Annotated in this window: 20 protein-coding genes; 7 read left to right on the forward strand and 13 right to left on the reverse strand. The window is 37.5% G+C overall.

The window, feature by feature from the left end; genetic code table 11:
• Nucleotides 1–19: 19 nt before the first annotated feature.
• Nucleotides 20–229 carry a CDGSH iron-sulfur domain-containing protein gene (locus JM81_RS13310; protein ID WP_089258825.1) on the reverse strand — a complete coding sequence of 70 codons (210 nt, stop codon included), beginning with the start codon at nt 227–229 and terminating at the stop codon, nt 20–22.
• Between the two features lie 208 nt (nt 230–437).
• Between JM81_RS13310 and JM81_RS13315 the strand changes: the two genes are divergently transcribed.
• The 5 genes from JM81_RS13315 to recQ all read left to right on the forward strand — a co-directional run bounded on the left by JM81_RS13315 (nt 438) and on the right by recQ (nt 5,157).
• Complete coding sequence (locus tag JM81_RS13315; RefSeq protein ID WP_144804126.1) at nt 438–1,073, forward strand: CatA-like O-acetyltransferase; 636 nt, start codon at nt 438–440, stop codon at nt 1,071–1,073.
• 45 nt (nt 1,074–1,118) lie between these two features.
• Nucleotides 1,119–1,811: a GNAT family N-acetyltransferase gene (locus JM81_RS13320; RefSeq protein WP_144804127.1), complete on the forward strand. Its 693-nt coding sequence runs from the start codon at nt 1,119–1,121 to the stop codon at nt 1,809–1,811.
• A gap of 254 nt (nt 1,812–2,065) precedes the next feature.
• Nucleotides 2,066–2,398 (forward strand): single-stranded DNA-binding protein, encoded by a 333-nt coding sequence (locus JM81_RS13325; protein WP_144804129.1) that lies wholly within the window; start codon nt 2,066–2,068, stop codon nt 2,396–2,398.
• Nucleotides 2,399–2,589: 191 nt separating this feature from the next.
• Nucleotides 2,590–2,898, forward strand: a complete 309-nt coding sequence (locus JM81_RS13330; RefSeq protein WP_315897763.1) for a GIY-YIG nuclease family protein — start codon at nt 2,590–2,592, stop codon at nt 2,896–2,898.
• Nucleotides 2,899–3,072: 174 nt separating this feature from the next.
• Nucleotides 3,073–5,157 (forward strand): DNA helicase RecQ, encoded by a 2,085-nt coding sequence (gene recQ / locus JM81_RS13335; protein ID WP_144804133.1) that lies wholly within the window; start codon nt 3,073–3,075, stop codon nt 5,155–5,157.
• Nucleotides 5,158–5,162: 5 nt separating this feature from the next.
• On the opposite strand, the gene JM81_RS13340 is transcribed toward recQ, so the two are convergent.
• The 9 genes from JM81_RS13340 to JM81_RS13380 form a co-directional block, all read right to left on the reverse strand.
• On the reverse strand, nt 5,163–6,449 hold the full coding sequence (locus JM81_RS13340) for a serine hydrolase domain-containing protein (RefSeq protein ID WP_144804135.1): 1,287 nt from the start codon (nt 6,447–6,449) through the stop codon (nt 5,163–5,165).
• A 92-nt stretch (nt 6,450–6,541) separates the two neighbouring features.
• A complete protein-coding gene (locus tag JM81_RS13345) occupies nt 6,542–7,678 on the reverse strand; it encodes a gliding motility-associated C-terminal domain-containing protein (protein ID WP_144804137.1) in 1,137 nt (378 codons plus the stop codon).
• A 4-nt stretch (nt 7,679–7,682) separates the two neighbouring features.
• Nucleotides 7,683–9,374, reverse strand: a complete 1,692-nt coding sequence (locus JM81_RS13350; RefSeq protein ID WP_144804139.1) for a hypothetical protein — start codon at nt 9,372–9,374, stop codon at nt 7,683–7,685.
• Nucleotides 9,375–9,418: 44 nt separating this feature from the next.
• Nucleotides 9,419–10,114: a hypothetical protein gene (locus JM81_RS13355; RefSeq protein WP_144804141.1), complete on the reverse strand. Its 696-nt coding sequence runs from the start codon at nt 10,112–10,114 to the stop codon at nt 9,419–9,421.
• A gap of 30 nt (nt 10,115–10,144) precedes the next feature.
• Nucleotides 10,145–10,777: a hypothetical protein gene (locus tag JM81_RS13360; RefSeq protein ID WP_144804143.1), complete on the reverse strand. Its 633-nt coding sequence runs from the start codon at nt 10,775–10,777 to the stop codon at nt 10,145–10,147.
• 327 nt (nt 10,778–11,104) lie between these two features.
• A complete protein-coding gene (locus tag JM81_RS13365) occupies nt 11,105–11,938 on the reverse strand; it encodes a phosphatase PAP2 family protein (protein ID WP_089258848.1) in 834 nt (277 codons plus the stop codon).
• A gap of 93 nt (nt 11,939–12,031) precedes the next feature.
• Complete coding sequence (locus tag JM81_RS13370) at nt 12,032–13,495, reverse strand: hypothetical protein (protein WP_222430304.1); 1,464 nt, start codon at nt 13,493–13,495, stop codon at nt 12,032–12,034.
• Nucleotides 13,496–13,549: 54 nt separating this feature from the next.
• Nucleotides 13,550–14,452 (reverse strand): histone deacetylase, encoded by a 903-nt coding sequence (locus JM81_RS13375; RefSeq protein WP_144804147.1) that lies wholly within the window; start codon nt 14,450–14,452, stop codon nt 13,550–13,552.
• Between the two features lie 7 nt (nt 14,453–14,459).
• A complete protein-coding gene (locus JM81_RS13380; RefSeq protein WP_144804149.1) occupies nt 14,460–16,583 on the reverse strand; it encodes a Tex family protein in 2,124 nt (707 codons plus the stop codon).
• Between the two features lie 187 nt (nt 16,584–16,770).
• On the opposite strand from JM81_RS13380, the gene JM81_RS13385 reads away from it, so the two are divergent.
• Nucleotides 16,771–19,329: a hypothetical protein gene (locus JM81_RS13385; RefSeq protein WP_144804151.1), complete on the forward strand. Its 2,559-nt coding sequence runs from the start codon at nt 16,771–16,773 to the stop codon at nt 19,327–19,329.
• 78 nt (nt 19,330–19,407) lie between these two features.
• Here JM81_RS13385 and metG read toward each other — a convergent pair whose 3' ends face one another.
• Nucleotides 19,408–21,498, reverse strand: a complete 2,091-nt coding sequence (gene metG / locus JM81_RS13390) for a methionine--tRNA ligase (RefSeq protein ID WP_144804153.1) — start codon at nt 21,496–21,498, stop codon at nt 19,408–19,410.
• Nucleotides 21,499–21,669: 171 nt separating this feature from the next.
• Here metG and JM81_RS18455 point away from each other — a divergent pair, with 171 nt between their 5' ends.
• A complete protein-coding gene (locus JM81_RS18455; protein WP_186435575.1) occupies nt 21,670–21,834 on the forward strand; it encodes a hypothetical protein in 165 nt (54 codons plus the stop codon).
• A 58-nt stretch (nt 21,835–21,892) separates the two neighbouring features.
• Here the strand turns inward: JM81_RS18455 and JM81_RS13395 are convergent, their stop codons facing one another.
• Nucleotides 21,893–23,596 carry a DUF1501 domain-containing protein gene (locus tag JM81_RS13395; RefSeq protein ID WP_144804155.1) on the reverse strand — a complete coding sequence of 568 codons (1,704 nt, stop codon included), beginning with the start codon at nt 23,594–23,596 and terminating at the stop codon, nt 21,893–21,895.
• Between the two features lie 11 nt (nt 23,597–23,607).
• Nucleotides 23,608–25,101 (reverse strand): DUF1800 family protein, encoded by a 1,494-nt coding sequence (locus tag JM81_RS13400; protein ID WP_144804156.1) that lies wholly within the window; start codon nt 25,099–25,101, stop codon nt 23,608–23,610.
• Between the last annotated feature and the right edge of the window lie 170 nt (nt 25,102–25,271).

The raw sequence follows: 25,271 nt of genomic DNA on the forward strand, positions 1-25,271 counted from the left end.
GTTGGTAAGGTTGTATTGTTTATCCGATAAATTCTATATTTCTATGTGATCCATCACAAAAAGGCTTGATTTTAGAAACACCGCAACGGCAGAATCCGGTGGTACCTTCCTTAGTTACAATTTCACCCGAGGCCAATTGTATTTCTAGATTTCCTTTGATTTTTAGCGGACCATTGTTTGCAACGATGATTTCGGTTATGCAGGGGTCTTTTGGTTGGTTTTCATTCATTGTTATTGATTTATGTTAATGAACAATAGGTTTGTTCAATATTTTAGAAGTTTTAAGGTAGGAAAAAAATGCATCTTACAGGGAATATGTAATTACCTAATTGTTAATAATTATACGCAAACACCCATAGATCATATTCCATTTTATATTAAAACCGGTACGTTGTATATTTAACCTCTTAAATGTAAACGTTGAATTAAAGGATATAATGAAGAAGGAGCTGAATATTGAAGAATGGAACAGGGCAGGACATTTTAATTTCTTTTCCCAGTTCGATGAACCTTTTTTTGGCGTTAACGTGAGGGTTAATTGTGCTAAGGCATATGAGTATGCCAAAAACACCGGGAATTCCTTTTTCCTGATCTATTTGCATAGGACATTGAAAGCAGCCAATAAAATACAACCTTTTAAATATAGAATTGAGGAGGGTAAGGTTTTCCAATATGATGATGTGCATGCTTCACCTACTATTGCTAGAACCGATGGCACCTTTGGTTTTTCCTATATGCCATATCAAGAATCTTTTTATGATTTTAAAGAGCGGGCAACAACTGAAATTGACAAGGTGGCCCATTCAAAAGGATTAGAACTGCCCCAATGTGGATTAAACGTTATTCATTGCTCCAGTATGCCCTGGTTAGATTTTACATCCGTTTCCCATGCCAGGCATTTTAAATTTGAGGATAGTTGTCCAAAAATTTCATTTGGTAAGATGACCGGTGAAGGTGAGGATAGGTCAATGCCTATATCCATACATGTGCACCATGCATTAATGGATGGGTATGAAGTTGGTTTGTTCGTAGAGGAGTTTCAAAAGTTAATGAATTTGGAAGGGGAAGTTTAAATTAAAATAGAACGTCTTACTAATTATAATCAATCATTGTTTTACATGTCCAATCTGGAAGATCAACTTAAAAACCCGGTATGGTATTCGTTAAATGAAACCCATAACAAGTATCTTATTGCGTATGAGGGGGTTCAATTTTATGATCAAGAAGTATGTACGTTCGGCTCTTTTTTTGATGAGGCACATACATTGGGAGCTTCAAGACATTATGTGGAATCTACGGATAGTTTCTTCTTTGTTTCCGAGAATAAAACGCCCATAGTTGATGAATCTAAAATTGTTCTGGAGAAAAAGATAGAGGGTTGTCAAATGGTGCTTAATCAACTTCCAGAAATAAAGATTTCCGAAGATATTACTTTATTGGGCAGGGAACATATGGATGAAATCTATAATTTAATTTGGTTGGTTATGCCAGGTTATTATAGAAGAAGAACTTTTGAAATGGGCAACTACTATGGCATTTTTAAAGAAGGAAAATTGGTGGCCGTAACCGGACAGCGTCTTCAAACCGATCTATTCATTGAGATCAGTGCAGTGGTCACACATCCAGATTATACCAGAAAAGGTCTTGCAAAACAGTTGATAGCATATACCACAAACCAAATATTAAAGGTAAATAAGAAACCAATATTACATACTAATAAGGGTAATTTGGCCATTCCGCTTTATGAAAAATTGGGGTTTGAATTGACTAGGGATATGAATTGGTGGTCCTTCCGCAAAATCGGCTCTTGATTTTAAACTTAGAACTAGTTGAAAAACGTAGTATTTCTTAATTATTTTCACTTAATGGCCATATTTTATAAATAAATATATATGTGTAATCATCAGTATAACAGTATCATATCTGTTTTTAAACAACTGTAAACGAATACAAACGATAGTAAACGTTTAATTACCGATTAATCTTTTTAGGCTGAACTAGGTTTGCAGTGTCGGGTCAAGGAGACTTGATAGTATAAACTGTTTAACCATTAAAATTTAGTAAAATGAACGCATTAAAAAACAAAGTACAGTTGATTGGTAATTTAGGGCAAGACCCGGAAATCGTTAATATGGAAGGCGGAAGTAAATTGGCAAAATTCTCGATAGCCACTACAGAAAATTATAAGAATGCCCAAGGTGAAAAGGTAGAAGACACCCAATGGCATAATATTGTTGCTTGGGGTAAGACGGCAGAAATCGTGGAGAATTATTTAACAAAGGGAAAACAGGTGGCCATAGAAGGTAAACTTACCCATCGCTCCTATGAAACCAAGGAAGGAGAAAAGAGATATGTCACGGAAATTAGGTGTAATGAATTGTTGATGTTGGGGAAGTAATTACACTTTTAATTTTTTCAACTGCGCTCAGGATAATATTTTAACAAGTTGTTTTATTGGGGCTTCAAAATTTTTATCCAATGAATCTTTGTCAAATTTTGAACATTAATTTGATAACAAGTTACATGCGAAAATGCTTGTAGGTCTGAGCGCAGTCTAAGACCCAATATTTGTTAGAGAATACTTATATAGTGTATATTTTACGTTGTTCAGATGATTCTTTTTACATCGGTAATTCTAGTAATATAAAACTTCGATTGGTTTATCATGAGATGGGATACTTTCGTAGTTGTTATATTTTTAAGAGGAGACCTGTAAAACTCGTTTATTCTTTAAACTTTACTGATGTTATCCAAGCAATATTATTTGAAAAAAGAATTAAGGGATGGACGCGGGCTAAAAAAATTGCGCTGATAAATGAGGATTTTGATATTATTCAAATATTATCGGAATGTAGAAATTTTACACATTCTATATATAATTCAGATTCGTGTCCCTAAGTCCTTCGACTGCGCTAAGGATGACATATTGCCATTTTATAAAAGGGGACCGTATAAAATATTGATTATTGTTAAATAAACTTTTCACTGCTTAAAGTTTAGATTTCAATATGATGTCAGTCTATGTACAGTCGAAGACTATTATGGTAATTAAACTTCTTATTTTTGCATTACATGATAACTACAGAGCAAGATTTACTCCCATTATTAAAAAATCATTTCGGTTACGATTCTTTTAAACCGAATCAATTGGCCATTATTGAGGACGCCCTGAACAAAAAAGATGTGTTGGCAATTATGCCAACCGGAGGAGGTAAATCGCTTTGTTATCAGATGACCGCTTTGGCTTTAGAAGGAACTGCAATTGTGATTTCACCGCTAATAGCTTTGATGAAAGATCAAGTAGATGTGTTAAAAGCCAACGGAATAGCAGCTGCATATTACAATAGCTCACAATCCCAGGAAACACAACAGGAAATTCTTCAGCAATTAGAGAAAGGGCAATTGAAACTATTTTATGTTGCTCCAGAAAGTTTGGGGTTCCTAAATGGAATTTTGGAGCAGCTTAAAATTAGCTTGTTCGCCGTTGACGAGGCACATTGTATTTCATCTTGGGGACATGATTTTAGACCGGCCTATACCCAACTGGGAAGTTTAAAGAAAAGATTCCCAAATATTCCGGTCATGGCACTTACCGCAACGGCCGATAAGACCACCCAAGACGATATCGTTGATCAATTGAGAATGCCAAATGCACAGCGCCATTTAGCTTCGTTCAACAGATCAAACCTATATTTGGAGGTGAAACCGGCCCAAGACCGTATAAAACATATCCTGCAATTTCTGGACGAACATCCGTTTGAAAGCGGAATTATCTATTGTTTAAGTAGAAAAAGTACCGAGTCCATTGCAGAGAAATTGCGTAATGCCGGTCATAAGGCCAAGGCATATCACGCCGGTATGTCGTCTGAGGAACGTTCCTTGGTACAAGAGGAATTTATTACGGACAAGGTTCCTATTATTGCGGCCACAATTGCTTTTGGTATGGGAATAGACAAAAGTAATGTGCGTTGGGTTATTCACTATAATCTACCAAAGAATATAGAGGGGTATTATCAAGAAATTGGTCGTGGTGGCCGTGACGGACTCCCGGCACATGCCTTATTATTTTATAGTTTTGCCGATGTAGCACAATTACGCAGATTTATAACACAAAGTGAGAATGCAGATGTTGAATATGCCAAGTTGGAACGTATGCAACAATTTGCGGAAGCTTTAAGTTGTAGGCGTATAGCATTATTGAATTATTTTGGGGAACAAGTTACCAAAGGTTGTGGAAATTGTGATATCTGTACATCACCTCCGGCGTATTTTGATGCTACCCAATTGGCTCAAAAAGTTTGTTCCGCTGTTGCACGGTTAAAAGAAAGGGAACCTATGGGTTTGGTCATTGATGTTTTACGTGGTGCGCAGAATGCACAGGTTTTGGAAAAGGGATATCAACATATAAAAACCTATGGTGCGGTCAAAAATATATCTTGGCTAGACCTACAGCAATATGTAATACAGTTGTTGAACCAAGGGGTGTTGTTCATAAATTTTAGGGAGGGTGCAAGACTGGGATTGACCCCTTTGGCAAAAGAGGTATTGTTCATGGGCAAAAAAATAGAACTAGCCGTATTACAAAAAGCTTCCGATAAGAAAAAAGTAGTTGACAAACCCATTTCTAAACGGACGGATCTGTTCGATAAATTACGGGTCTTACGTCAACAAATTGCCGTAGAACAGAACGTACCGGCCTATATTGTATTTGGTGATGCCAGTTTAAAGGATATGGAAGCCAAATTGCCCACCACTACTACTGAATTTATGGAGGTAACCGGGGTAGGGCAGGCCAAATTGGATAAATATGCCGAAGTATTCATAAAGGAAATTAGTAAGCATCTTGGAACAAAAAGGACCAAACGGAAAACCCACGACCATACCTTTGAACTATTCAATGACGGTTTGACGATCGCTGAAATTGCCACCGCTAGAAACCTATCTGAAAATACTATCTACGGACATTTAATGAAAAAGCATGCAGAAGGTGAGGAACTTGATTTAAATCAGTTTGTAAGTGCCGATGAAATATCAAAAATAGAAGCGGCAAAATCAGAATTAACCAACGCTACAGGTATAAAGGATTACTTCGAGTATTTTGAAGAAAAAATTCCGTATTGGAAAATTAAATTAGGCTTTTATTTACTCGACTCGTAAGGAGCTTAATTATCGATAGCGGAAAAAAGCATTTGCTTAAATTTCCAACTCGTAGCATCATCTATAGGACCCTGAGTTTGTTTCATAATAATTCCTATGATTTTTTCTTTTGGGTCTGCAAAGTACTGGGTGTTAAAATAACCTCCCCATTCAAAAGTACCTGCACTACCTAACCCACCTTCTATTTCACCTTTTTCATTTACGAGCGAGAAAGCTAAACCGTGATGCTTGGGCCCGTTCCAAATTGTTCCTATTTGGTTTCCTAATATGCTTCTAACAGTAGTACGACTCAGTAATCTTATACCGTTGTATTCTCCGTTGTTAAGATACATTTGTAAGAATTTTGCATAATCCTTGGCAGTACTTGAAAGACCAGCTCCCCCAGAAAAAAATGTTTTTGACCCCTTAATAGGATAATCCGTATCATAAAATGTGACAGGATATTTTATCCATTGATCGTTCTCTTTTTTTTGTACGGTAACCAATCTATTATAGTTTTTCTTTGGTTGATAAAACCATGTATCATCCATATTCAAGGGTTCAAAAATTCTAGTCCTCAAAAATTCATCAAATGGCATTCCGGAAATAATTTCTATAAAATAACCAAGGACATCCAGTCCTTCACTATAGGTAAAAGCTTCCCCTGGTTCATGATGTAGAGGTAATTTCGCTAATTTTTTTACGCTTTCCTCAATGGTTATGTTCTTTGTGGTAAATAGATCGGTTATACCGGCGTTAGCATAAATTTTCTTAAAACGTGGGTCTCCATCAATTTCTCCATAACCAATACCGGATGTATGGGTGAGTAAATCTCTTATGGTAATTTGGTTTTTTGCCGGTTTGGTCGTGTAAGTTCCATCTTTTTCATTGTAAGTATCCAGTACTGTTGCTTCTCCAAATTCTGGTATGTATTTGGATATGTTATCATCTAACTGAAATTTTCCTTCTTCCCAAAGCATCATTACAGCAGTAGAAGTAATGGCCTTAGTTTGAGAGGCGATACGAAAAATGGCATCTTTTTCCATTTTAACGTTCTTCTCATTATTGGCCATGCCATATGCCTTATGAAATACAATCTTTCCGTTTCTTGCAATTAAGGCAACTGCTCCAGGAATATTGCCTTGGTTGATTTCCGTGGATATCATTGAATCTATTTTATTCAAACGTTCGGGCGACATACCTACCTCTTGTGGAGATGCATGCTCCATCACGGGAGATTTTAGTGCAGAAGGTGTCTGGGCAAAACTCACGCTAATGGTGAATAGGAAACAAATTAAAGAATAGTATTTCATTTGTACGGATTTAGTTGCTAGACTAAAGTACTGAATGTTTCAATAATTTGTGTGTTTATCACATTTGTATATAAAATAGTTAATTTACGGTTTTATCGATCAAGGAAAAGAAATCCTTGAATGGTAAATTTTTTTTCACCCACCTCCACAAGATAAAAATATATGCCCTCCGGAAGTCCTTTGGTTCTGCTTATGGCCGGAATGGTAAAACCTGCTTCCCCGAAAAATTCATTAGTATAATTTTCTTGTTCAAAAACCTTAAGCCCGTTACGGTCAAAAATCAGTAATCTGTTTGTTTTAAATTCGGTTAATTCCGGAATAAATAGAAAATCGTTGATACCGTCGCCATTTGGGGTAACCAAATAATGATATCCCTTATGGGAAATTGCTGTATTTCCTGGTGTTATGCCGAAAGTAATTGCACTATAATGGTCAGGAACGAACTCATAAGAAGTTATTATCCCTTGGTCAAGGGTACCGGTTCGATCTAGCGCTCCTAAGGATTGCCATAAATTCAATTCTTTATTGAAACCAACAATGGTTAGGTTGTCCAGATTATTGGTCATCTTACTTATAGCGCTCCTTTCGTCCCAACTTATCGTAATGATTGCGGAATCGTTACCTTCTAAAACCCAATATTCATTTTCGCTAATTTGCGCTATACCGGTTTGTCCTTGATCAATAAAGGGATAATACCAAGTGCTGTTTTCAAAAAGATAGGCACTTTTAAAGGTTGTGATAGAGTTATTGGTTTTTAGACCCAATGGGCGCAAATAAAATTCGTCCCCTATAGGAAAAAGAAAATTCTGTTGACCGTATACAGAAACAAAGCCATTTACTTTTGAAAAATTAGATTCTCCATTATAGAACGAATCCGTGGTTAAGTTTAAACTTGGAGAACTAGTTGATTTTGAACTTATAAAATCTCCATATATAAAGTTTATGTTTTGGTTGACCTGAACCGGTACTTGTAGTAATACACCTTGGTCATTATTGATCTCTATATCATGGAATGAAAGAGGGGTTGTACCGTAAATTGTATTCAAGTTTAATCCATAAAAACCGGCTAACCCATTGGTATTATTAAAATTACCGTCATTTTTTAAATTTGAATAAAAACCAATTTGACCTTTTTCATGAATTTTAAGGTCACCAATATTTCTTATATTCTGTGCAAAGGTATACTGTATAAATAATATATATAGAGTAAAAAACGGTAGTATCTTCATGATATCAAAAATCCATTATGTTGAAATAGCAGGTCCGATCTATGTAATTATCTGAAGGAAAAGCTCCGCCAATTTCCTCTATGATGGCAATACTGAAGGTGGTGGTCGTTTGTGATGTTACAAATATATTGATGTCACGGGTGCCAGATTCAAAAACACTTAATTGAATAGGATAGTTTGCAGTTGATCGTGTCGTAGACATTGTAAAGGTATATCTACCCACCCCGTTTTTCACTGCACTGCTAATACCAATGGACATTATGGAATTTGTTGAAGGTATTAAAGTGCCATATGCTTTTATGGGATTGTTGAAATAAGCACCTCCGTCTGTACCTGTTGAAATACTATTATTGGCATTTGTGCTGATTACATTGACAGTTTGTGTGGCACCGTTCTCACTATTGTGGGTTATTACTCCTGTGGTGTTATTTTGGGAAATTGTGGTCTGTGTTTCCAGATCGGTAATAGGAAGCTGTCCTAAGTTACCATCACTATCCGTAATGACTATATTGTCCGTATTGGAGCCTGGACCTAAGGAACGCACCCTAAGATCTCCGTTAATATCCATTTTAGAAGTGGCCGTAGCTACGCCTACGCCAACATTGCCATTTGCGTTTATAGAAAGATTTGCCGTACCGCCAGTACTTCCGGATCCGTTTAGGTCACTATAAAAGTTTATAGGTGCGTTATTTGTGGCCACGCGAATTGCATCTCCTGAGATATTGCTATATAACCCAAGGTCATTGGTCGTAGTAATTGCAGTGCCGCCTTTCTGTATAACTCCATTGGTAATATTTATTCTACCGCTTACATCCATCTCCTGTATGGGGGAGTCAGTGCCTATGCCCACTCTATTGTCATTACCGCTGATCACTAAGGTATTTGCATCAAAATTTAGGTCAAAGTTATTTTGGGTAACCGCCCTATTGCCAGAAAGACTACCGTCATCCGTATATAAATTGGTGGCAGTACCTGATGCCAATTCCGCTAGTGCATCTTCTACGTTTGTTGCAGTAAAATTATTTAAACTGTCATCTATGGAAATTTCATTTGCATCCTGCAATTCATTGGTAGCACTTAGATCGTTATCCGCTGTAATGTGGTTGTTGATCAAAGTTGTATTGGCGGTTATATCCGCAGATTCTTCCAACGAGGATAAATCTGCAGAGAAATTTGTGGCACCTTCCGCAACAGTTAAGTCCGTACCATCAAAACTTACACCGGTGATGTCATCATCTCCAACGGCTGCAATTTCGTTATCCACATATGTTTTAACGGCAAGTTCGGTAGGGAATTTCGTGTTGGTAGCATCGGATAAAGAGCTATCGGTAGATTTGTTTTCGCTATTCTCCTTCTTGTTCAAGGCATCCAGGTTTATGGTGAGCCATGAAGTACCGTCATATATTTTTGTGACCTCGGCACTGGTATCAAACCAAATATCATTTAACAACGGTCCTGTAGGTGCAGTGGCAGAAGTGGTTACCACGGTATTTCTTACCAAGACCCTTGTACCTTTATGGTTAATGACCTCTTCTTCTTGCGCATACATGCCCACCTGGACAAAATATAGTAGGAACAGGGCAAAGAATCGATATTTAGTACCTTTTGTGAAAATTGTGTGAACGTTAAATGTGTATAATGGTTTTTTAAGGGCCCCGTTCCTGCATACTTTAATAAATGAGTATGTTGAGTTCATAAGTTAAATTAAAATGGAACGGGGTAGTAGATAATTGTAAAACACTATTTTACATATTGCACCTCTATTGTATCACCGGCATAAACAGCCCAGTCATTTGGACTTGTGGTATTTGGAACTAAAGTAACCGTAGATGCAGCCACCGTATAATCAACATTGGCAATTAATTTTGCGCCATTTCTGTATACCCAAACTTGGCTGAAAGTAGGTAGAACCGGACTTCCGGTTAAAGGATATGCTACCTGTGCGGCCGTTGCGGTAAAACTTTCCTGTCCGCTTTGAAGCAAATCAGTTGCCAATAATTTCTTGACCGCCCCTGTGGCCTCGTCCCTAACCAAGAGCGTATACCCTGTACCCGTACCATGGTCAGAAGCTGTAGTAGCATCTGTAGAAGGAGTCTCGGTAGAAATCAATTCAATACCGTCCAACCCAAATACATTACCGTCAACATCTATAAAAGTATCATTGGTCAATGTACCGCCCAATTGCCAAGTAGTAGTAGTAACATCATTTGTAGTATTGGAAAGCATGGTAATGCCATTCTGCGTTTGTAAATATTTAATGGTTCCTTTGTTGTCAATAACTCTGACCGCCCCTGCCGTAGTGGTAGTACCGGGAACTACATCACTTTGTTTTGTGACATCACCTGTAGTTTGTTGTGCGCTCAATGTGGCACCTGCAAACATGATTAGGCCAACGGCCAAACCTTTGAAAATGTTAGTTAAATTTTTTGAAATCATGATTTTTAATTTTTGGGTTATTAAAGTTTATTATAAAATTTGTACAATACGTATGTTATCATTTTGATAGCATATAATTTCATTTTCCAATTCTATGGTTGTGGAATCAATAGCTCTAAATGCAATCCTAATACCATTTCTGTAGACCGATATTTTTTTATCGTCCACTATTGGTGCTGGAGTATTGAAGCGGGTTTGACCGTTGCTGGCAACTATTATAATCTGTTCTTGCTGGCTTAATCCGTCTGCACCTGCAGGACCTTCTGGACCCGTATCTCCTTTTTCTCCTTTTGGACCCGTTAAATTGGGGGAAGTAAACACGCTTTCATTGCCATAGTTAATGGTAAAACTTCCATCTTCATTGTCAATGAAGGAAAAGGTGCGCAAACTGCTGTCGCAAAGATTGATCCATTTATTTCCGTCATAGGAATGAATACAACCTGTGTCAATATTATAGGCCATACCACCTGGTAATGGTGTTATACTCATCATTTGGTCATTGGTTAACCGGCTTAGTACAAGTACTTTATTGGTACTCTCCAATTCTAATAGCGATGTATTTGCTATTGCATCAATATTGTCCCCAATTTTAACTTGGGTAAAACCAAACGATACAAGCAACATGGTGAGTGCTGTAAAAATGTAAGTTTTGTTTGTTTTCATAGCTCCATACATTCTAAGAGCTAAATATTGAATAATGAATGATTTTTTTAAAATTAATGTTGTGTATTGTAAGAAAATAACACCTAAGTACTACAGATTTGTGGTAAGAAAAAACTTATAAAAATAATATTAAAGGTTTTTATAAGTATAGTATAAAGTAGATTATGTGTTTTAAATTGGCTATATCAATAAGCTACTGAAATATTAAAACTTACGTCATAATAGAACGTGTAAGATTTAAAAGGAAATGACTGTGCAGAATTAAATATTAATTCTGCACAGTCATTAAATATTGTAAGAAATTATAAAACGGCAGATTGCCTATCGCTAGAAATTAATGGTCACACCCATTTGGCCCGGTCCAAAATTTAGATTCCAACTTACCATTTTGTTTTGGTCGTTGTATTTCTCATCATATTTTTTATCCAAATATTTGTCAATGGATTCTACGGTAGCAATACTTATTGCAAAAGCAAAAACCATATCGCTTAACCAATGTTGTCCATCCCAAACACGTGAAATACCCGGTATGGCACCAATGGTATAAATTCCCGCTTTTATCCAAGGGTTTTTAAATTGCTTACCAATGGCATATGCATTTGTAAATGCCAGCAAAGCATGACCAGAAGGAAATGAATGGAAATTTCTGCTGGGGTTAAATGGGTCAAATGTATCTTTTCCTAAATTGGCTACGGGTCTTGCCCTGCCCACCACGGATTTTAATACTTGTTGTAAAAGTCCTGCAGAAGAAGCGGACGAAATCAACAATACCCCGGTTCTTCTTAGTTTTTCATTCTTTGTAATCAATCCGGTAAAATATACTCCTGATGTTGCTAAGTAATTGTTTTCAGGACTACCATATAACTCACCGTAATCCCTAATAAACTGTGGTATACCTTCCCTGTTGTTCCTAATGAACCTAGATGTGTTGTCATCGGCCAAATATACCAAGCCCGTACCGCCAACGACCGCACCAAATTGGGCCCATTGTTTTCCTTGCCAATGTATTGGACGGGTATAGCTATGTCCAACTCCCATAAACATATTACCTACGTCATAGGTAAACATTTTCCAGCGTGTATCAATGGTGTCGTTTTTTGTGTTTTGGGCAGGTAAATATGAACAACATATTAAGTTTAATAGAATTACGAGCTTTTTCATGCCGTAAATTTAAACTTATAGCCTATTTAATAATAATCTGTTTCAATTAATTTTAAATTCAAATGATCAAACAGATTTTAAAAAAATTAGAAATTATTTAAACTTACGCAATGTATACGTTCTGTTGTAAGCATTATAAGCACCTAATATATATGAGCCGTTCATTTTAAATACCGTTCTTCCTGCAGGAGAAATATTATTTTCAATTTCAAAATTCTCAATCATTTCAAATGGGTTTTCCCCAAGTTGACCGTTTTGATGCTCAAAAGCTGAATTAAAAAGGGCATCTACCTGTATGGCCTTGGTTACGGTATAGGATTGATACGCAAAAAATGTTGGATTAAAATAAACGGTAACGGCACCAAAGGTAGCTATAGGTATTCCAAAACCAGGCAGTACCATACCTGAGTTTGCATTTCGTTCTATAACACCACCATAGGAAATGTGTTTATTTTCTCCTTTGTTTTGAACCGCAATTCCTATTTTTCCCCTATTCATTTTTCTTAAGAGTACCCCGGTATCCTCAAATGTTCTGTGGTTATCAAAAGTACCCCCTGTCTGTACAATAGATGAATTCTTAAATTTTATATTTTCATTTTCGTGTGCACTATGTTCGTTAATAAATTTACCGTTTCTAAAATTTAAAGCCCTTAAGTGCAGTACTCTTCTAGTACTTTCAATTTGATATAAGATATCCTCATCTACAAAGGAATTGCTGTTTTTGTCCTTATAGGACCAATTGACCATAGATTGATGAAAACTATTGGCATTACCGGTTAATGATTTTAAATCAATATCCAGTAGTTGGGTAACATCATGGTTACTATCCATGGTAATGGTAATATAATTTTCATTTTGATATATTTTTGTGGGATTGCACGCTATCTCCAACGTAATAGGGTCATCTTGTTTAATCCTTACTAAATCCAATGATTTGTCCAGACCATAAAAACCACTGTTCACCGTAATCATATCATATAGATTCTTAATTTTCTGTTTTCTATTAAGAAATGAATGATTTGAAAAATCTATGTCATGAATAGTAAAATCCTTATCATTTTCAAAACGGTAAATATGTATTATTGAGGTATTAGGAACTATGGTAAGAATATGAAATTTGTTGTTGTATTCTGCAGTCTGTACTATTTTTTCCGCTCCTAGGTCAATATCTATTTCATGGAACGTTATTGAATTCGTTGCAAAAGAAAAGCTAGAAGAGGCAAACTTTCTTCTGTTCTTATTTGTTAAAAACACTACAAAATCCTGATTCTCCAAAATTGTTTTCCCAAGGATTTGTTTGTACGCCCTTGCTTTTCCCTGAAGGCTTAATTTTCCTTCTATTTCATTTTTGGAATTGAACAAATAACCATCTATATCTCTTCCGCGCAATAATAATAGGGCAAACCTATTGTGTTCCTCATCTACCAAGGGCAATACTTCATCCGGAATAATTATGCGGTTCTTGTAAACTTCTGTGATTTTGGCAATTTCTTGTTGGGCTAAAATTTTATTACTGAAAAATAGAACTATCAATAATAAGGAGAATTTAATATGCATTTACTATTCTTTCCTTGCTAACGGTATGAAAGCCTAATTATTTTGGTCGTACAATCAATCATACAAGGATTGGGCAACTTTAAACGTATTGGCATGCGCATTTACTATTCTTTTTATTTCTGGGGAATAACCACCGCCCATACTACATTGCACAGGAAGATTTAAGTGTTTACAGGTTCCCAATACATATTCATCTCGCTTTTTGCAACCCTCCATTGTTAATCCTAATGTGCCCAATTTATCTGTTTCCAACACATCTACGCCACAGAGATAGAAAACAAAATCGGGTTGTACATGGGTAATTAAACTAGGTAAGGTTTCCTGAAGGATATTAAGGTAACTAGTGTCATTGATACCTTTAGGTAACGGAATATCCAAATCCGATATTTCTTTTTTGAACGGATAGTTTCCCGCGCCATGCATGGAAAAGGTAAAAACAGATGCATTATCCTTAAAAATCTCCGCCGTTCCGTTTCCTTGGTGGACATCCAAATCTACGATGAGTATTTTTTTTGCAAGTTTTTGGTCCAATAGATATTTTGCCCCGATTGCTTGATCGTTAAGCATACAAAAGGCTTCTCCATGGTCACTGTAAGCATGGTGTGTTCCACCGGCTATGTTCATGGCAATACCATTTTTTAATGCATATTCACAACTCTTTAAGGTACCATCTGCAATAATTCGTTCTCTTTCCACTAAATCTTCAGAAAGCGGAAAACCAATTTTTCTTGCCGCTTTAGCCCCTATTTTTAAATTCAGGAGGTCATAAAAATATTCTGCGTCATGTACGGCAACAATATATTTGTCATTGGGCAATTCAGGTTCAAAAAAATTATCTTTCGTACAGGTGCCCTCATAAATTAGCTGTTGCGGTAATAACTCATATTTCATCATGGGAAAGCGATGCCCTTCCGGTAACGGATGTTTATAAATAGGGTGATAGGCTATTTTTAGCATATCAATATTAATTATGCAATTTTAATTGAATGCGCTTTCTCTGTACATCAACATCGAGCACTTTTACAATTATTTGTTGATGAAGATGAACATGTTCGTTTACATCCTTAACAAATGAATCCGATAGATTGCTTACGTGGATCAAACCACTTTCCTTGATTCCTATATCTACAAAACAACCAAAGTTGGTAATGTTGTTTACAATACCGGGCAGCAATTGACCACTGCGTAAATCCGTTATAGAGGTAATGTTCTGGTCAAAAGTAAAGACCTTTGCCTTTTCCCTTCTGTCCAAACCTGGTTTTTCCAATTCTGAGCGGATATCCTTTAGTGTTGGCAGACCCACATCATTGGTGCAATATTTTTTTAAATCTATCTCTTTCAATACCGATTTGTTGCCAATTAAAGTTGCAATTTCAGTATTGTTGTCCAAGGCCATTTTTTTAACGATACCATAACTTTCTGGGTGTACGGCAGAATCGTCCAACGGATTTTCCGCATTTTTAATTCTTAGGAATGCAGCGCCTTGTTCAAAGGCCTTGCCTCCTAATCTTGGTACATCCAGTATTTCCTGCCTACTTTTAAAGGCACCCTTTTCCTTTCTTTGCGCAACAATATTCTCTGCAAGTTTTGCACCTATTCCAGATACATAGCTTAACAATGGTACACTGGCAGTGTTAATGTTAACTCCTACCATATTAACGCAACTTTCTACAACCATATCCAATGAGGTCTTTAATTTTGTTTGGTCCACATCATGTTGGTACTGCCCTACACCAATAGATTTTGGGTCTATCTTTACCAGTTCCGCCAATGGATCCGCCAATCGTCTACCTATGGATACCGCTCCACGCACGGTAACATCGTAATTTGGAAATTCTTCACGTGCAATTTTAGATGCGGAATAAATAGATGCACCTGCCTCGCTCACCACAAATACTTCAACAGGATTATTGAAAATAACTTTTTTGACCAATTGTTCCGTTTCTCTGGATGCCGTACCGTTACCTATGGCAATAGCCTCAATTTTATAGGCATTAGCCAAGGAACTTAACTTTTTAACGGCACCGGTAAAGTCATTTTGTGGCGCATGTGGATAAATAGTCTCATTATGTACCAAGTTTCCGTTTTCGTCCAAGCATACCAGTTTGCAACCGGTCCTAAAACCTGGATCAATGGCCAATATACGTTTTTCGCCCAGGGGTGCCCCCAATAATAATTGTCTAAGATTATTGGAGAAAACGGTAATGGCGGCATCATCTGCTTTTTCCTTTGCTGCTTTTAAGAGTTCATTGGTCAAGGAGGGGAAAAGCAATCGTTTATAAGCATCATCTATGGAAAGGTCAATTTGCTGACCACATTCATTGTTCGTTTTTATGATCCTGTTCTTAATGCGATCAATGAGACGCTCGTCATCCAGTGTAATTTTGACCCTAATAAATTTTTCCGATTCTGCGCGGAGTATTGCCAAAAGCCTATGAGACGGACATTTGTTCAATGGCTCGCTCCAATCAAAATAATCACGATATTTCTGAGCCTTTTCTTCCTCTTTTTTTGTGGAGATTACTTTGGTGGTAATTTGGGCGAACCTAGCTAATTGTGATCTTATGGCATTTCTGACATCTGTACGTTCATTGATCCATTCTGCTATAATATGCCGCGCCCCTTCCAATGCATCGTCCTCATTTTTAATTACTGCACTTAGGTATTTTGATGCCGTAAATTCAATATCATTTTGGCGTTGCGCCATAATGATTTTCGCCAAAGGTTCCAATCCGTTTTTACGGGCTACTTCGGCCTTGGTCTTTTTACTCTTTTTATATGGTAGATAGAGATCTTCCAATGATGTAAGATCTTCGGCATTTTCAAATTTTTGTTGTAGGGCGGTAGTCAAGACCCCTTGTTCATCAACTGCTTTTATAATCGCTTTTTTACGTTTTTCAAGAGTCTCATATTGTTCCTTTAATTGAACAATGGTGCCAACCTGAACTTCATCTAAATTACCGGTGCGTTCCTTTCTGTACCGTGAAATGAAAGGTATGGTGCAGTCGGCATTTAAAAGTTCAATCGTGTTTTCTATTCCTTTTTTGGGGAGTTGGGTATGTTTTTCAATGTAGGTTAATAACTGCATATGGGCTATAATTAAAGCCTTTAAAAATACCCATTATTAGGTATTGAAATCAAGGCATTCCTATTATTTATTTGTAGGACCTGCCCCCGGTGTGTGTTTTTCTTTCCCCCTTAGGTACACAAAATATTTTTGAACTGGCAACCATTGCCGCAACCACTTTTTTAATTAAACCAAAAAACACTGTATTATGAAAATCAAGGTATGTACAATTTTTTTTACACTATTGCTCGCATTGGGCTGTAGTAAAAGCGATGACACCGTAGAACCAGACAAGCCCATTCAAAAAGACCCGCCTAAGGAAGAACCTGCCATTGAGGTGCTGACCGGAAAGTTCATAGATGGCGAAGTTGGGGGTCTAACTTTTACAACCGCTACCCAGTCAGGTATTACCAATGAAAAAGGAGAATTCACCTATGTTTCCGGAGAAGAGGTGACTTTTAAAGTAGGGGATATTATTCTAGGAAAAGTCCTGGGGCAAGAACTGGTTTCACCTGTTACCTTAGCACAGGAGATAGATGCAGATGCTACCATTGCAAGCCCTATGGCTAAAAATATTGCCGCATTTTTACAAACCTTGGACGAGGACCAAAATCATGATAACGGTATTGAAATAACTGCTGATGTGGTCAGTGCGATCGGTGTACAAAGTTTGGATTTTTCAGGATCTATTTCCTCGTCATTGGCAGATATGGTCATCAACATTTCCAAGCAGACCGGTAAAATGTTCAATATTGTGTACCCTGAACAAGCGGCTGAAAATATGGCCAATGCACTTGATATGGAATATACACCTGTTCCAAATTTATCCCTTAGCCAATTATTGCCCTTGCTACAGTCCCTATATGCGGCACAAATTCCGCCGTCTGCAGTTTATAAAAATACTATGGACGAAAACGGCCTATTGGTTTCTACGGCAATAACGTTACGATATTCTGGAAGAGTAGTTAGGGAGCTGCAATATCAAAACCATAATGAAAAAGGTCTACCCACCACTATACTTAAAACAGAGGTTGGACCGGGACTAATAACTTCATCGTGGAGTTATCCCATAACCGAAAAAACAGAGGTACAAGAGCTGGTCTATAACGGTATGGACCAAGTTGAGCGTATTAACATTATTGACCCCAACCAAACGGTAGAGCACTATTATGTGATTACGGAACGGAATGATTTGAACCAGGCCGTGGTCTTTAACGAAACGATAAGGGAAAATTTAAATGTTTATGTTTCTGAAAAACAGTTTACACATATTTATGAAACAGGTATGCTTATAACGGAAGAGTTGAAAAGTACCTATACAAGCAATGATGAATTAAATCAATATTCTTCCCTTAGTGAGTATGAAAACACGACTATTTTTGCTTATGATGCACAATTGAACTTCTCCACTTTGGATAGTGAATATTCTAATAATTTCACTTCTCAATATCAAAATGAAGATCCTTATGTCAGTAGTTCAAGTTCAAAACAACATACTGATTTTGTGTATACTCCTGAACATACCTTAAAGGAAAGAAAATTGACCGGGCAAATTACGTCTAATGATATTTCACAGACTTTGGAGCAAGTGTATCTTTTTGATGCCAATGAACTTTTAACGGAAAGTAGGTACAGTAATAGTTTTGGCAATGAATCTATCTCCTTGTACAATGAAGGATTTCAGATTAGTTATGAAAGTTATTTTGAAGGACTGTTAGACGTTAGGGTTACCTATAACGTAGATGGTTCATTTGAAGAAACCAAATATGTTTATTACGAAAATGGGGAATTGGACTATTCTTATAAACAAACCTGGATGCTTATGCCCGCAGGATATTATGATATTGTCAAAACCGAATATTTTGATGACCAAGGAAATATTACCGAAACGACTGATTCTGAATTTTATGAGGATGGGGGCATCTATACCACTACTTCATATGATGAAAATGGTGAAATTATATGGAAAGACTATTATAATGAAGATGGGTATTGGGTTAAAGAGGAATATTATGAAAATGGACTTCTTGATTATACCTATATTTTTGAATATGATGGTAATGGTTTGCGGACTAAGGCCGAGGGGTACAACGCGCAAAACGTACTTGAGTCCATTTATCTGTACAATGAATTTGGAGGATATATCTCTATTGAGTTTTTTGACAATGGTGTATTAACGGAATCCTTGGTATATGCTTATGATGACCTTGGTACCCTGACCCAAGTAGAAACATTTGATGCCAATGGCAACCTAGTATATTTTGATAAATATGACCAATATGGGTATTTGGAGTATTATGATTTTTATGAGGATGGTATTTTAATTCTACGCTCTTACTTTAATACGCTGAACCAAAATACAAGGACGGAATATTATGAACAAGGAGAGATCAGCTATTATTACATCTTTGCATATGATACCAACGGAATCATAATAACGGTTGAAGGATATTATGGCACCAATGTCTTGTTCAGTATTGAGTATTATGAAAATGGAGATTTGATACGTATAGATTATTATGATGAAAACGGTAATATCATAGATTCTTATGACCCTTCTGGTAAATCAATGAGCCAATTGGTCAATACCGCATCAAAATACAATGCAAAAGCCAAAACGATCAATACCATAAGGAATCAGGTGGCCAAACATAATAAAATGATAAAATTGCGTAGTGCTAAAATTCTACATGATAAACATGAAGGTACTACCGTAAAAAAGATTGTTAAATCTAAATATGCCGTTAAGGACAAGGCAAGATTATAGCGTTTTAGAATATTTTATCTAATACACAAAAACCCCTTGGCGATTAGTCGCCAAGGGGTTTTTTGTCTTGAAGTTTTTTTAGTTTATACCCAGACCATTGGATACCCCATCCTCGTCAGGATTTACAAATACCAATTTTCCTTCGTTATTTTCCGTCATCAAAATCATGCCTTCACTCTCTACACCGCGAAGTGCACGAGGAGCCAAATTGATTAAAACAGTTACTTTTTTACCCACAATTTCTTCTGGTGTAAAACTTTCTGCAATACCAGAAACAATTGTTCTTACATCTAAACCGGTGTCTACCTTAAGGACCAAAAGCTTTTTGGCCTTGGCCATTTTTTCAGCTTCGATAATGGTTCCTACCCGCATATCCAATTTTGAAAAATCATCGAAGGTAATCGTTTCTTTTTGTGGCATTAGTTTCTTGTTTTCGTTTTCGTTCGCTTTTTTGGTGGCCTCCAATTTGTCCAATTGTGCCTGTATTTCACTATCCTCAATTTTTCTGAAAAGCAATTCTGCCTGATGTATTTGATGCTTTGGTCGTAGCAAATCGTTTTCACCGGAAACATCGTTCCAACCAATACTTCCACTTTGCTCAGTCTCGGATGTTGAAGTTAAATTTAAAATATTCCTTAGCTTTCTAGCGGTAAATGGCAAAAATGGTTCACTTAAAATAGCTATCCCTGCTGCTATTTGTAGCGCCACGTTCATAATTGTCTTAACACGTTCTTCATCTTGCTTAATGACTTTCCATGGCTCTGCATCGGCTAAGTACTTATTGCCCAAGCGTGCCAAGTTCATAAGTTCTTGTCCTGCTTCCCTAAAACGATAACGTTCAATGGAGCTTGCTATTGATTCTGGAAATTTACGAAGCTGTTCTAGTGTTTCTGAATCAACATTAGAGAAGTTGCCAGCAGCGGGCACTTGTCCATCATAGTATTTATTGGTCAATACTACTACACGGTTAATGAAATTTCCTAAAATGGCTACTAATTCATTATTGTTCCTTGCTTGAAAATCTTTCCACGTAAAGTCATTGTCCTTCGTCTCGGGAGCGTTTGCGGTCAGGGTATAACGCAATGAATCTTGTAACTCCGGAAAATCAATTAAATATTCATGTAACCAAACCGCCCAGTTTTTGGACGTGGACAATTTGTTCCCTTCAAGATTTAGAAACTCGTTTGCAGGCACATTATCCGGTAAAATATAACTACCCTCTGCCTTTAACATGGAAGGAAATATAATACAGTGAAACACAATGTTGTCCTTTCCGATAAAGTGTACCAATTTGGTATTCTTGTCTTTCCAATAAGGCTCCCAATCCTTGCCTTCACGCGCTGCCCATTCCTTTGTAGAGGATATATACCCTATAGGAGCATCAAACCATACATATAATACTTTACCTTCACCACCTTCCACAGGTACGGGAATACCCCAATCCAAATCTCTGGTTACCGCCCTTGGTTCCAGCCCGCCGTCTACCCAAGATTTACACTGCCCATATACATTGGGTTTCCAGTCATCTTTATGACCTTTAAGAATCCACTCCCTTAAAAAATCCTCGTAACGGTCTAAAGGTAAAAACCAGTGTTTGGTTTCCTTAGTGGTGGGTACTGTTCCGGTAATGGTAGATTTTGGATGAATCAGGTCCGTAGCGTTTAAACTTGACCCGCAGTTTTCACATTGGTCCCCATATGCCTCCTCATTGCCACATTTTGGACAGGTACCAATTACAAAACGGTCCGCCAAAAATTGTTGTGCCTCTTCATCATAAAGTTGTGCCGTGGTCTCTTCTATGAAATCTCCTTTTTTATAAAGATTGACAAAAAATTCAGATGCCGTTTCATGATGTACAGGTGCAGAAGTACGTGAATAATTATCAAAAGTAATCCCAAAATCCATGAACGATCGTTTAATAATGGCATGGTATTTATCAATAATATCCTTTGGAGTTACCCCTTCCTTTTTGGCTTTCATGGAGATGGCCACACCATGCTCATCGCTTCCACAAACAAAGGCCACATCTTTACCTATTAAGCGTAGGTAACGGGCATAAATATCTGCCGGCACATATACACCTGCCAAATGGCCAATATGTATGGGTCCATTGGTATAGGGCAATGCTGCGGTAATGGTATATCTAGAGGGTGATTCTATCTTGGACATCAAAAATAAATTAAGCTGCAAAAATACTGAATTTGATGCGAGATTTACCAAATTCTTGTCAATTGTAAGTTGATGTGTTTCATAAAATAAGTACCTGCAACCTCCATAATTATACGAAAGCCTAGATTTAACGGTTGTATTATAAAGGATTGTATAATAAAGTAATTGGACATGAGTACAGGAAAAACCACAAAACTGATTTTAGACAATGATTTTAAATTAGCAGGAACTGCTAAGGATAAAAAGGATATTACCTTGGTACACAAGGATAAAAACCATAGGGTAAAAAAAGAACTATCTTTCCAAGCAGGAAAAATGAAATCTAAATTGGCATAAAAAAATTGCCCGATGCATTATCAATGTCATCGGGCAATTTTAATGTTTGGGAAACAGTTTAAGCTACCATCACCGATTTGCTCATTTTTTGATTTTGTACACTTATACGATAAATGTACTTACCGGTTGACAGTTGTTCGGGCATGCGCTCTCGTATATTGATTTCGGTAGAACCTTCAAACATCATTTCATTAAAAACGGTGCCTACGTTCTGACCTAGAATGTTATATAATTGAATATCCACATGGGCGGAAAAAGGCATTTCCAAATAAATATGCGGGGTACTGTCCGTAGGGTAAAAAGGTTTATGTACCACTGCATTCAATAAATCTGGATTAAAAGGGGTCTCCGCATCCTCATCTGGACGTACCGGTGGAGTAACTTCCCCATCACTATACGCTATATCTGGAAAGGGTTCGCCACTACAACTAAAGCCGAGATTTACAGGTACGTAGGGTTTGTAATTCAATAAATGTGCCTGTACCAATGGTATGTCCACACACAACCATTCTGCAAGAACCGTTGCGTACAAATCCCTAAAATCCATCGTATATTCTAGGTTACCACGACCGTCCGGGTCATCTAAGGTAGGGTGGTCGCCCACAAATGCGCTACCGTTAAGACCAGAGCCAAAAAATAGGGTAGGAGAGGCCTTTCCATGATCAGTGCCATTTGAGCCATTTTCAAAGATCCTACGTCCAAATTCAGAGAATGTCATGCTCAATACCTTATTGTCCTGTTGGGTAAATGCTAAATCTTCATAAAAATTGTTTACTGCAACGGATAGTGTTGTCATTAGACGGGCATGAGCTTCCGGTTGGTTGCCGTGGGTGTCAAAACCACCCATGCTAATCATATATACCTTGGTACCCAGATTTCCTTTGATCAAACGGGCCAACAAGGCCATTTGTCTTGCAAAGCCATTATCCTGGTATTCTACCTGATTTTGTCCACGCTCATATGCTTCATGGATAATACCGGAATATTCATACGTAGTGTTGGCTACCCCCCTTAAAAATTTAAGTTGATCACCATACATACAATTGTTGAATAGATTGTCCTCCAGACCATAGACCACACCAGATTCCGCAATTTCTTCCAATTGGTCTATGTTTGAGGTTACAAAGGCGTAATTGGTTTCATCTCCTTGAAAGACCAAACTACCAAATTGACCAATTTGAATGGCTGCTGGTGCTGCTGGCGGATTTATAAGATAATCTGGGTAGATGCTTTCAAAATGTCTGCCCATCCAACCGGTTGTTTCACCGCTAAAGCCTGTAGTATTAATATCGGTATTTGCAAAAATATCCGAACCTGTAAAGTGCGATAAACTTTGGCCTTCATAACCCACACCATGTACGGCCTTGAACTGTCCTTCCTGCCACATGGGGGCAAGTGCGTTCATATATGAAGGTACCCCAAACTCATCGGTAAGTTTAAGGACCTTACTTTCCGGCACGTAAATGTTTGGCCTGGCATTGGCATAACTGTCATATTGCTCTAAAGGTATTATGGTGCTAAGACCATCATTACCCCCAGAAAGGCGAATCAATATTAAAATGTTGTCGGTTTCTGCCGCCGCTATACCTGCTGAAAGTGGGGAAGGGGAAGAGGCGGTCAACATATTGGCACCTAACATCATTGAACCTGAACCGGCAATACCCATTGCCTGTAAAAAGGAACGTCTGCTCCAGGTTTTGTGTTCGTCATCATGGCCTTCATGTTGAAGACCTTTATATGGAGAGTGGTGTGAATTGCACATAGTTGTAGGTGTTATTTTAATTGAAACTCGGGTTGTCTTGCTAAATACTGTAGTAATAGATATACTTGAAAAGGGGCTTGTGGCCACGTGGCCAAGGTCCAGGATTCTTGGTTTCCCCCTTCATAATACACTTCTTCTATATCACTTCTAAAAATTGCAAATGCTTTTTCGTATTCAGGCTCGTTCAATAATCCTTTTGGTAAAATGAAATCAATAATTGGTCTTGCTACAGCATCAGGATTTGTGCTTGTTAAACCGGCATCACCAGAAATTTCAAGTCCTAACCTTCTAAATTGTTCATTGTCTGCCATATAAAAACCTTCAATGATACTTTCAATGGTAAGCCAACGCCCGATCATGAAATTGGTATTGATCCATGACCTGTCCCGTTGCCATCCGGCAACATCAAACGGTTCAAAGATTTCTTGGCTTAACAACGCACTATAATTCACCATTTCCGCAACATTGGTATCCGTATACGAAAAATCGGTTTCCTTTAATGTATTGAAATAAAAGTCGATTGGGCTTTTAATGATGACCCCTATAGCTTCATCATCAAAAAAATGCTGACTTTTAAATAATTGCCTTAGGACCGGGGCAATTTCAAAATTGCTGGCCTCAAATGTGGCCGCCATTTCATTTATAATGGTCTGGGCATTATTGGCTTCGTCCCTTGAATCTGGGTGCACAAAAAATTCGTATAGCTTACGGCAAATAAATTCCGCTATTTGGCCTGATCGTTGAGCAAAAAGATTGTCTATGACTTCATCATATCCAAAATTTCCGGTTTGGCCAAATATGGTTTTTGACCCTGCATCATGTCTAGTGGGGTCAAAAGTGACCGGGGAACATCCTATTTCCCCTCGTTCTACATAGCCGCTAAGGGCCCTGGCCGTTTCTATTATGTCTTCTTCGGTATAGGCAATTCCTTCGCCAAGTGTAAAAAGTTCATACAGCTCTCTGGCATAATTTTCATTGGGGTTGTTCCCATTGTTATATACCCCGTCCAAATAATATAACATGGCATTGGTAAGCCCTATTTCATGGACAAAGGTCTTAAAGTTGCCTAAACTGTTGCGTTGTAGGCAATTTATGTACTCATAGAGGTATCCGTTGCAATTGTATACTTCAAGTTCCGTTACAAAATGATTGCTCCAAAAGAAACTAAGTCTATCCCTAAGATTGTTGTTCAATAGGGCATTGGCATAAGTTAGCCTAAACTCCCTCTGTTGTTGATTTCGTAATTGGTTACGGGCCTCATCGTCCTCTGGGTAATTAGCGTTGGTCCAATTTGCCCAAGTTGGGGCAGGTGTGGGAGGCATATTCAAAGCCTGGTCTACTAAATTGTCGATAACATTACCAGCACTTTGACCAATGGTTTGATTTATAGTAGATACCGAGGCACTGAAACCCAATCTTCTATATAAGTGCGATGCTCTTATTTGATCTAACGGTGCATTGTATGGAGCAAGAGTAGAAGTATTACAATTAATGAAATATTCCATAATCTTAAATAGGCGTTTGTATTACGTTCGTAGAGTTGGGGCTTCTATGCTAAACGTTTCGAAATTTGCTATAGTATTATAAACTATCTATTTTCGATACTTCGTCTATCAAATAACGATATTATAAGCCAATTTAGCGTTGAAACACCGTTATTTTCGATGAATTACAC

It is taken from the genome of Maribacter sp. MAR_2009_72 (genome assembly GCF_007827235.1).
GTDB classification, from domain to species: Bacteria; Bacteroidota; Bacteroidia; order Flavobacteriales; family Flavobacteriaceae; genus Maribacter; species Maribacter sedimenticola.

Coding starts and splice junctions, on each gene's coding strand:
- JM81_RS18455 (WP_186435575.1), top strand. CDS start 21,670: ATGAGTACAGGAAAAACCACAAAACTGATTTTAGACAATGATTTTAAA.
- metG (WP_144804153.1), bottom strand. CDS start 21,498: ATGTCCAAGATAGAATCACCCTCTAGATATACCATTACCGCAGCATTG.
- JM81_RS13380 (WP_144804149.1), bottom strand. CDS start 16,583: ATGCAGTTATTAACCTACATTGAAAAACATACCCAACTCCCCAAAAAA.
- JM81_RS13350 (WP_144804139.1), bottom strand. CDS start 9,374: ATGAACTCAACATACTCATTTATTAAAGTATGCAGGAACGGGGCCCTT.
- JM81_RS13355 (WP_144804141.1), bottom strand. CDS start 10,114: ATGATTTCAAAAAATTTAACTAACATTTTCAAAGGTTTGGCCGTTGGC.
- recQ (WP_144804133.1), top strand. CDS start 3,073: ATGATAACTACAGAGCAAGATTTACTCCCATTATTAAAAAATCATTTC.
- JM81_RS13370 (WP_222430304.1), bottom strand. CDS start 13,495: ATGCATATTAAATTCTCCTTATTATTGATAGTTCTATTTTTCAGTAAT.
- JM81_RS13400 (WP_144804156.1), bottom strand. CDS start 25,101: ATGGAATATTTCATTAATTGTAATACTTCTACTCTTGCTCCATACAAT.
- JM81_RS13325 (WP_144804129.1), top strand. CDS start 2,066: ATGAACGCATTAAAAAACAAAGTACAGTTGATTGGTAATTTAGGGCAA.
- JM81_RS13395 (WP_144804155.1), bottom strand. CDS start 23,596: ATGTGCAATTCACACCACTCTCCATATAAAGGTCTTCAACATGAAGGC.
- JM81_RS13385 (WP_144804151.1), top strand. CDS start 16,771: ATGAAAATCAAGGTATGTACAATTTTTTTTACACTATTGCTCGCATTG.
- JM81_RS13340 (WP_144804135.1), bottom strand. CDS start 6,449: ATGAAATACTATTCTTTAATTTGTTTCCTATTCACCATTAGCGTGAGT.
- JM81_RS13310 (WP_089258825.1), bottom strand. CDS start 229: ATGAATGAAAACCAACCAAAAGACCCCTGCATAACCGAAATCATCGTT.
- JM81_RS13320 (WP_144804127.1), top strand. CDS start 1,119: ATGTCCAATCTGGAAGATCAACTTAAAAACCCGGTATGGTATTCGTTA.
- JM81_RS13375 (WP_144804147.1), bottom strand. CDS start 14,452: ATGCTAAAAATAGCCTATCACCCTATTTATAAACATCCGTTACCGGAA.
- JM81_RS13360 (WP_144804143.1), bottom strand. CDS start 10,777: ATGAAAACAAACAAAACTTACATTTTTACAGCACTCACCATGTTGCTT.
- JM81_RS13345 (WP_144804137.1), bottom strand. CDS start 7,678: ATGAAGATACTACCGTTTTTTACTCTATATATATTATTTATACAGTAT.
- JM81_RS13365 (WP_089258848.1), bottom strand. CDS start 11,938: ATGAAAAAGCTCGTAATTCTATTAAACTTAATATGTTGTTCATATTTA.
- JM81_RS13315 (WP_144804126.1), top strand. CDS start 438: ATGAAGAAGGAGCTGAATATTGAAGAATGGAACAGGGCAGGACATTTT.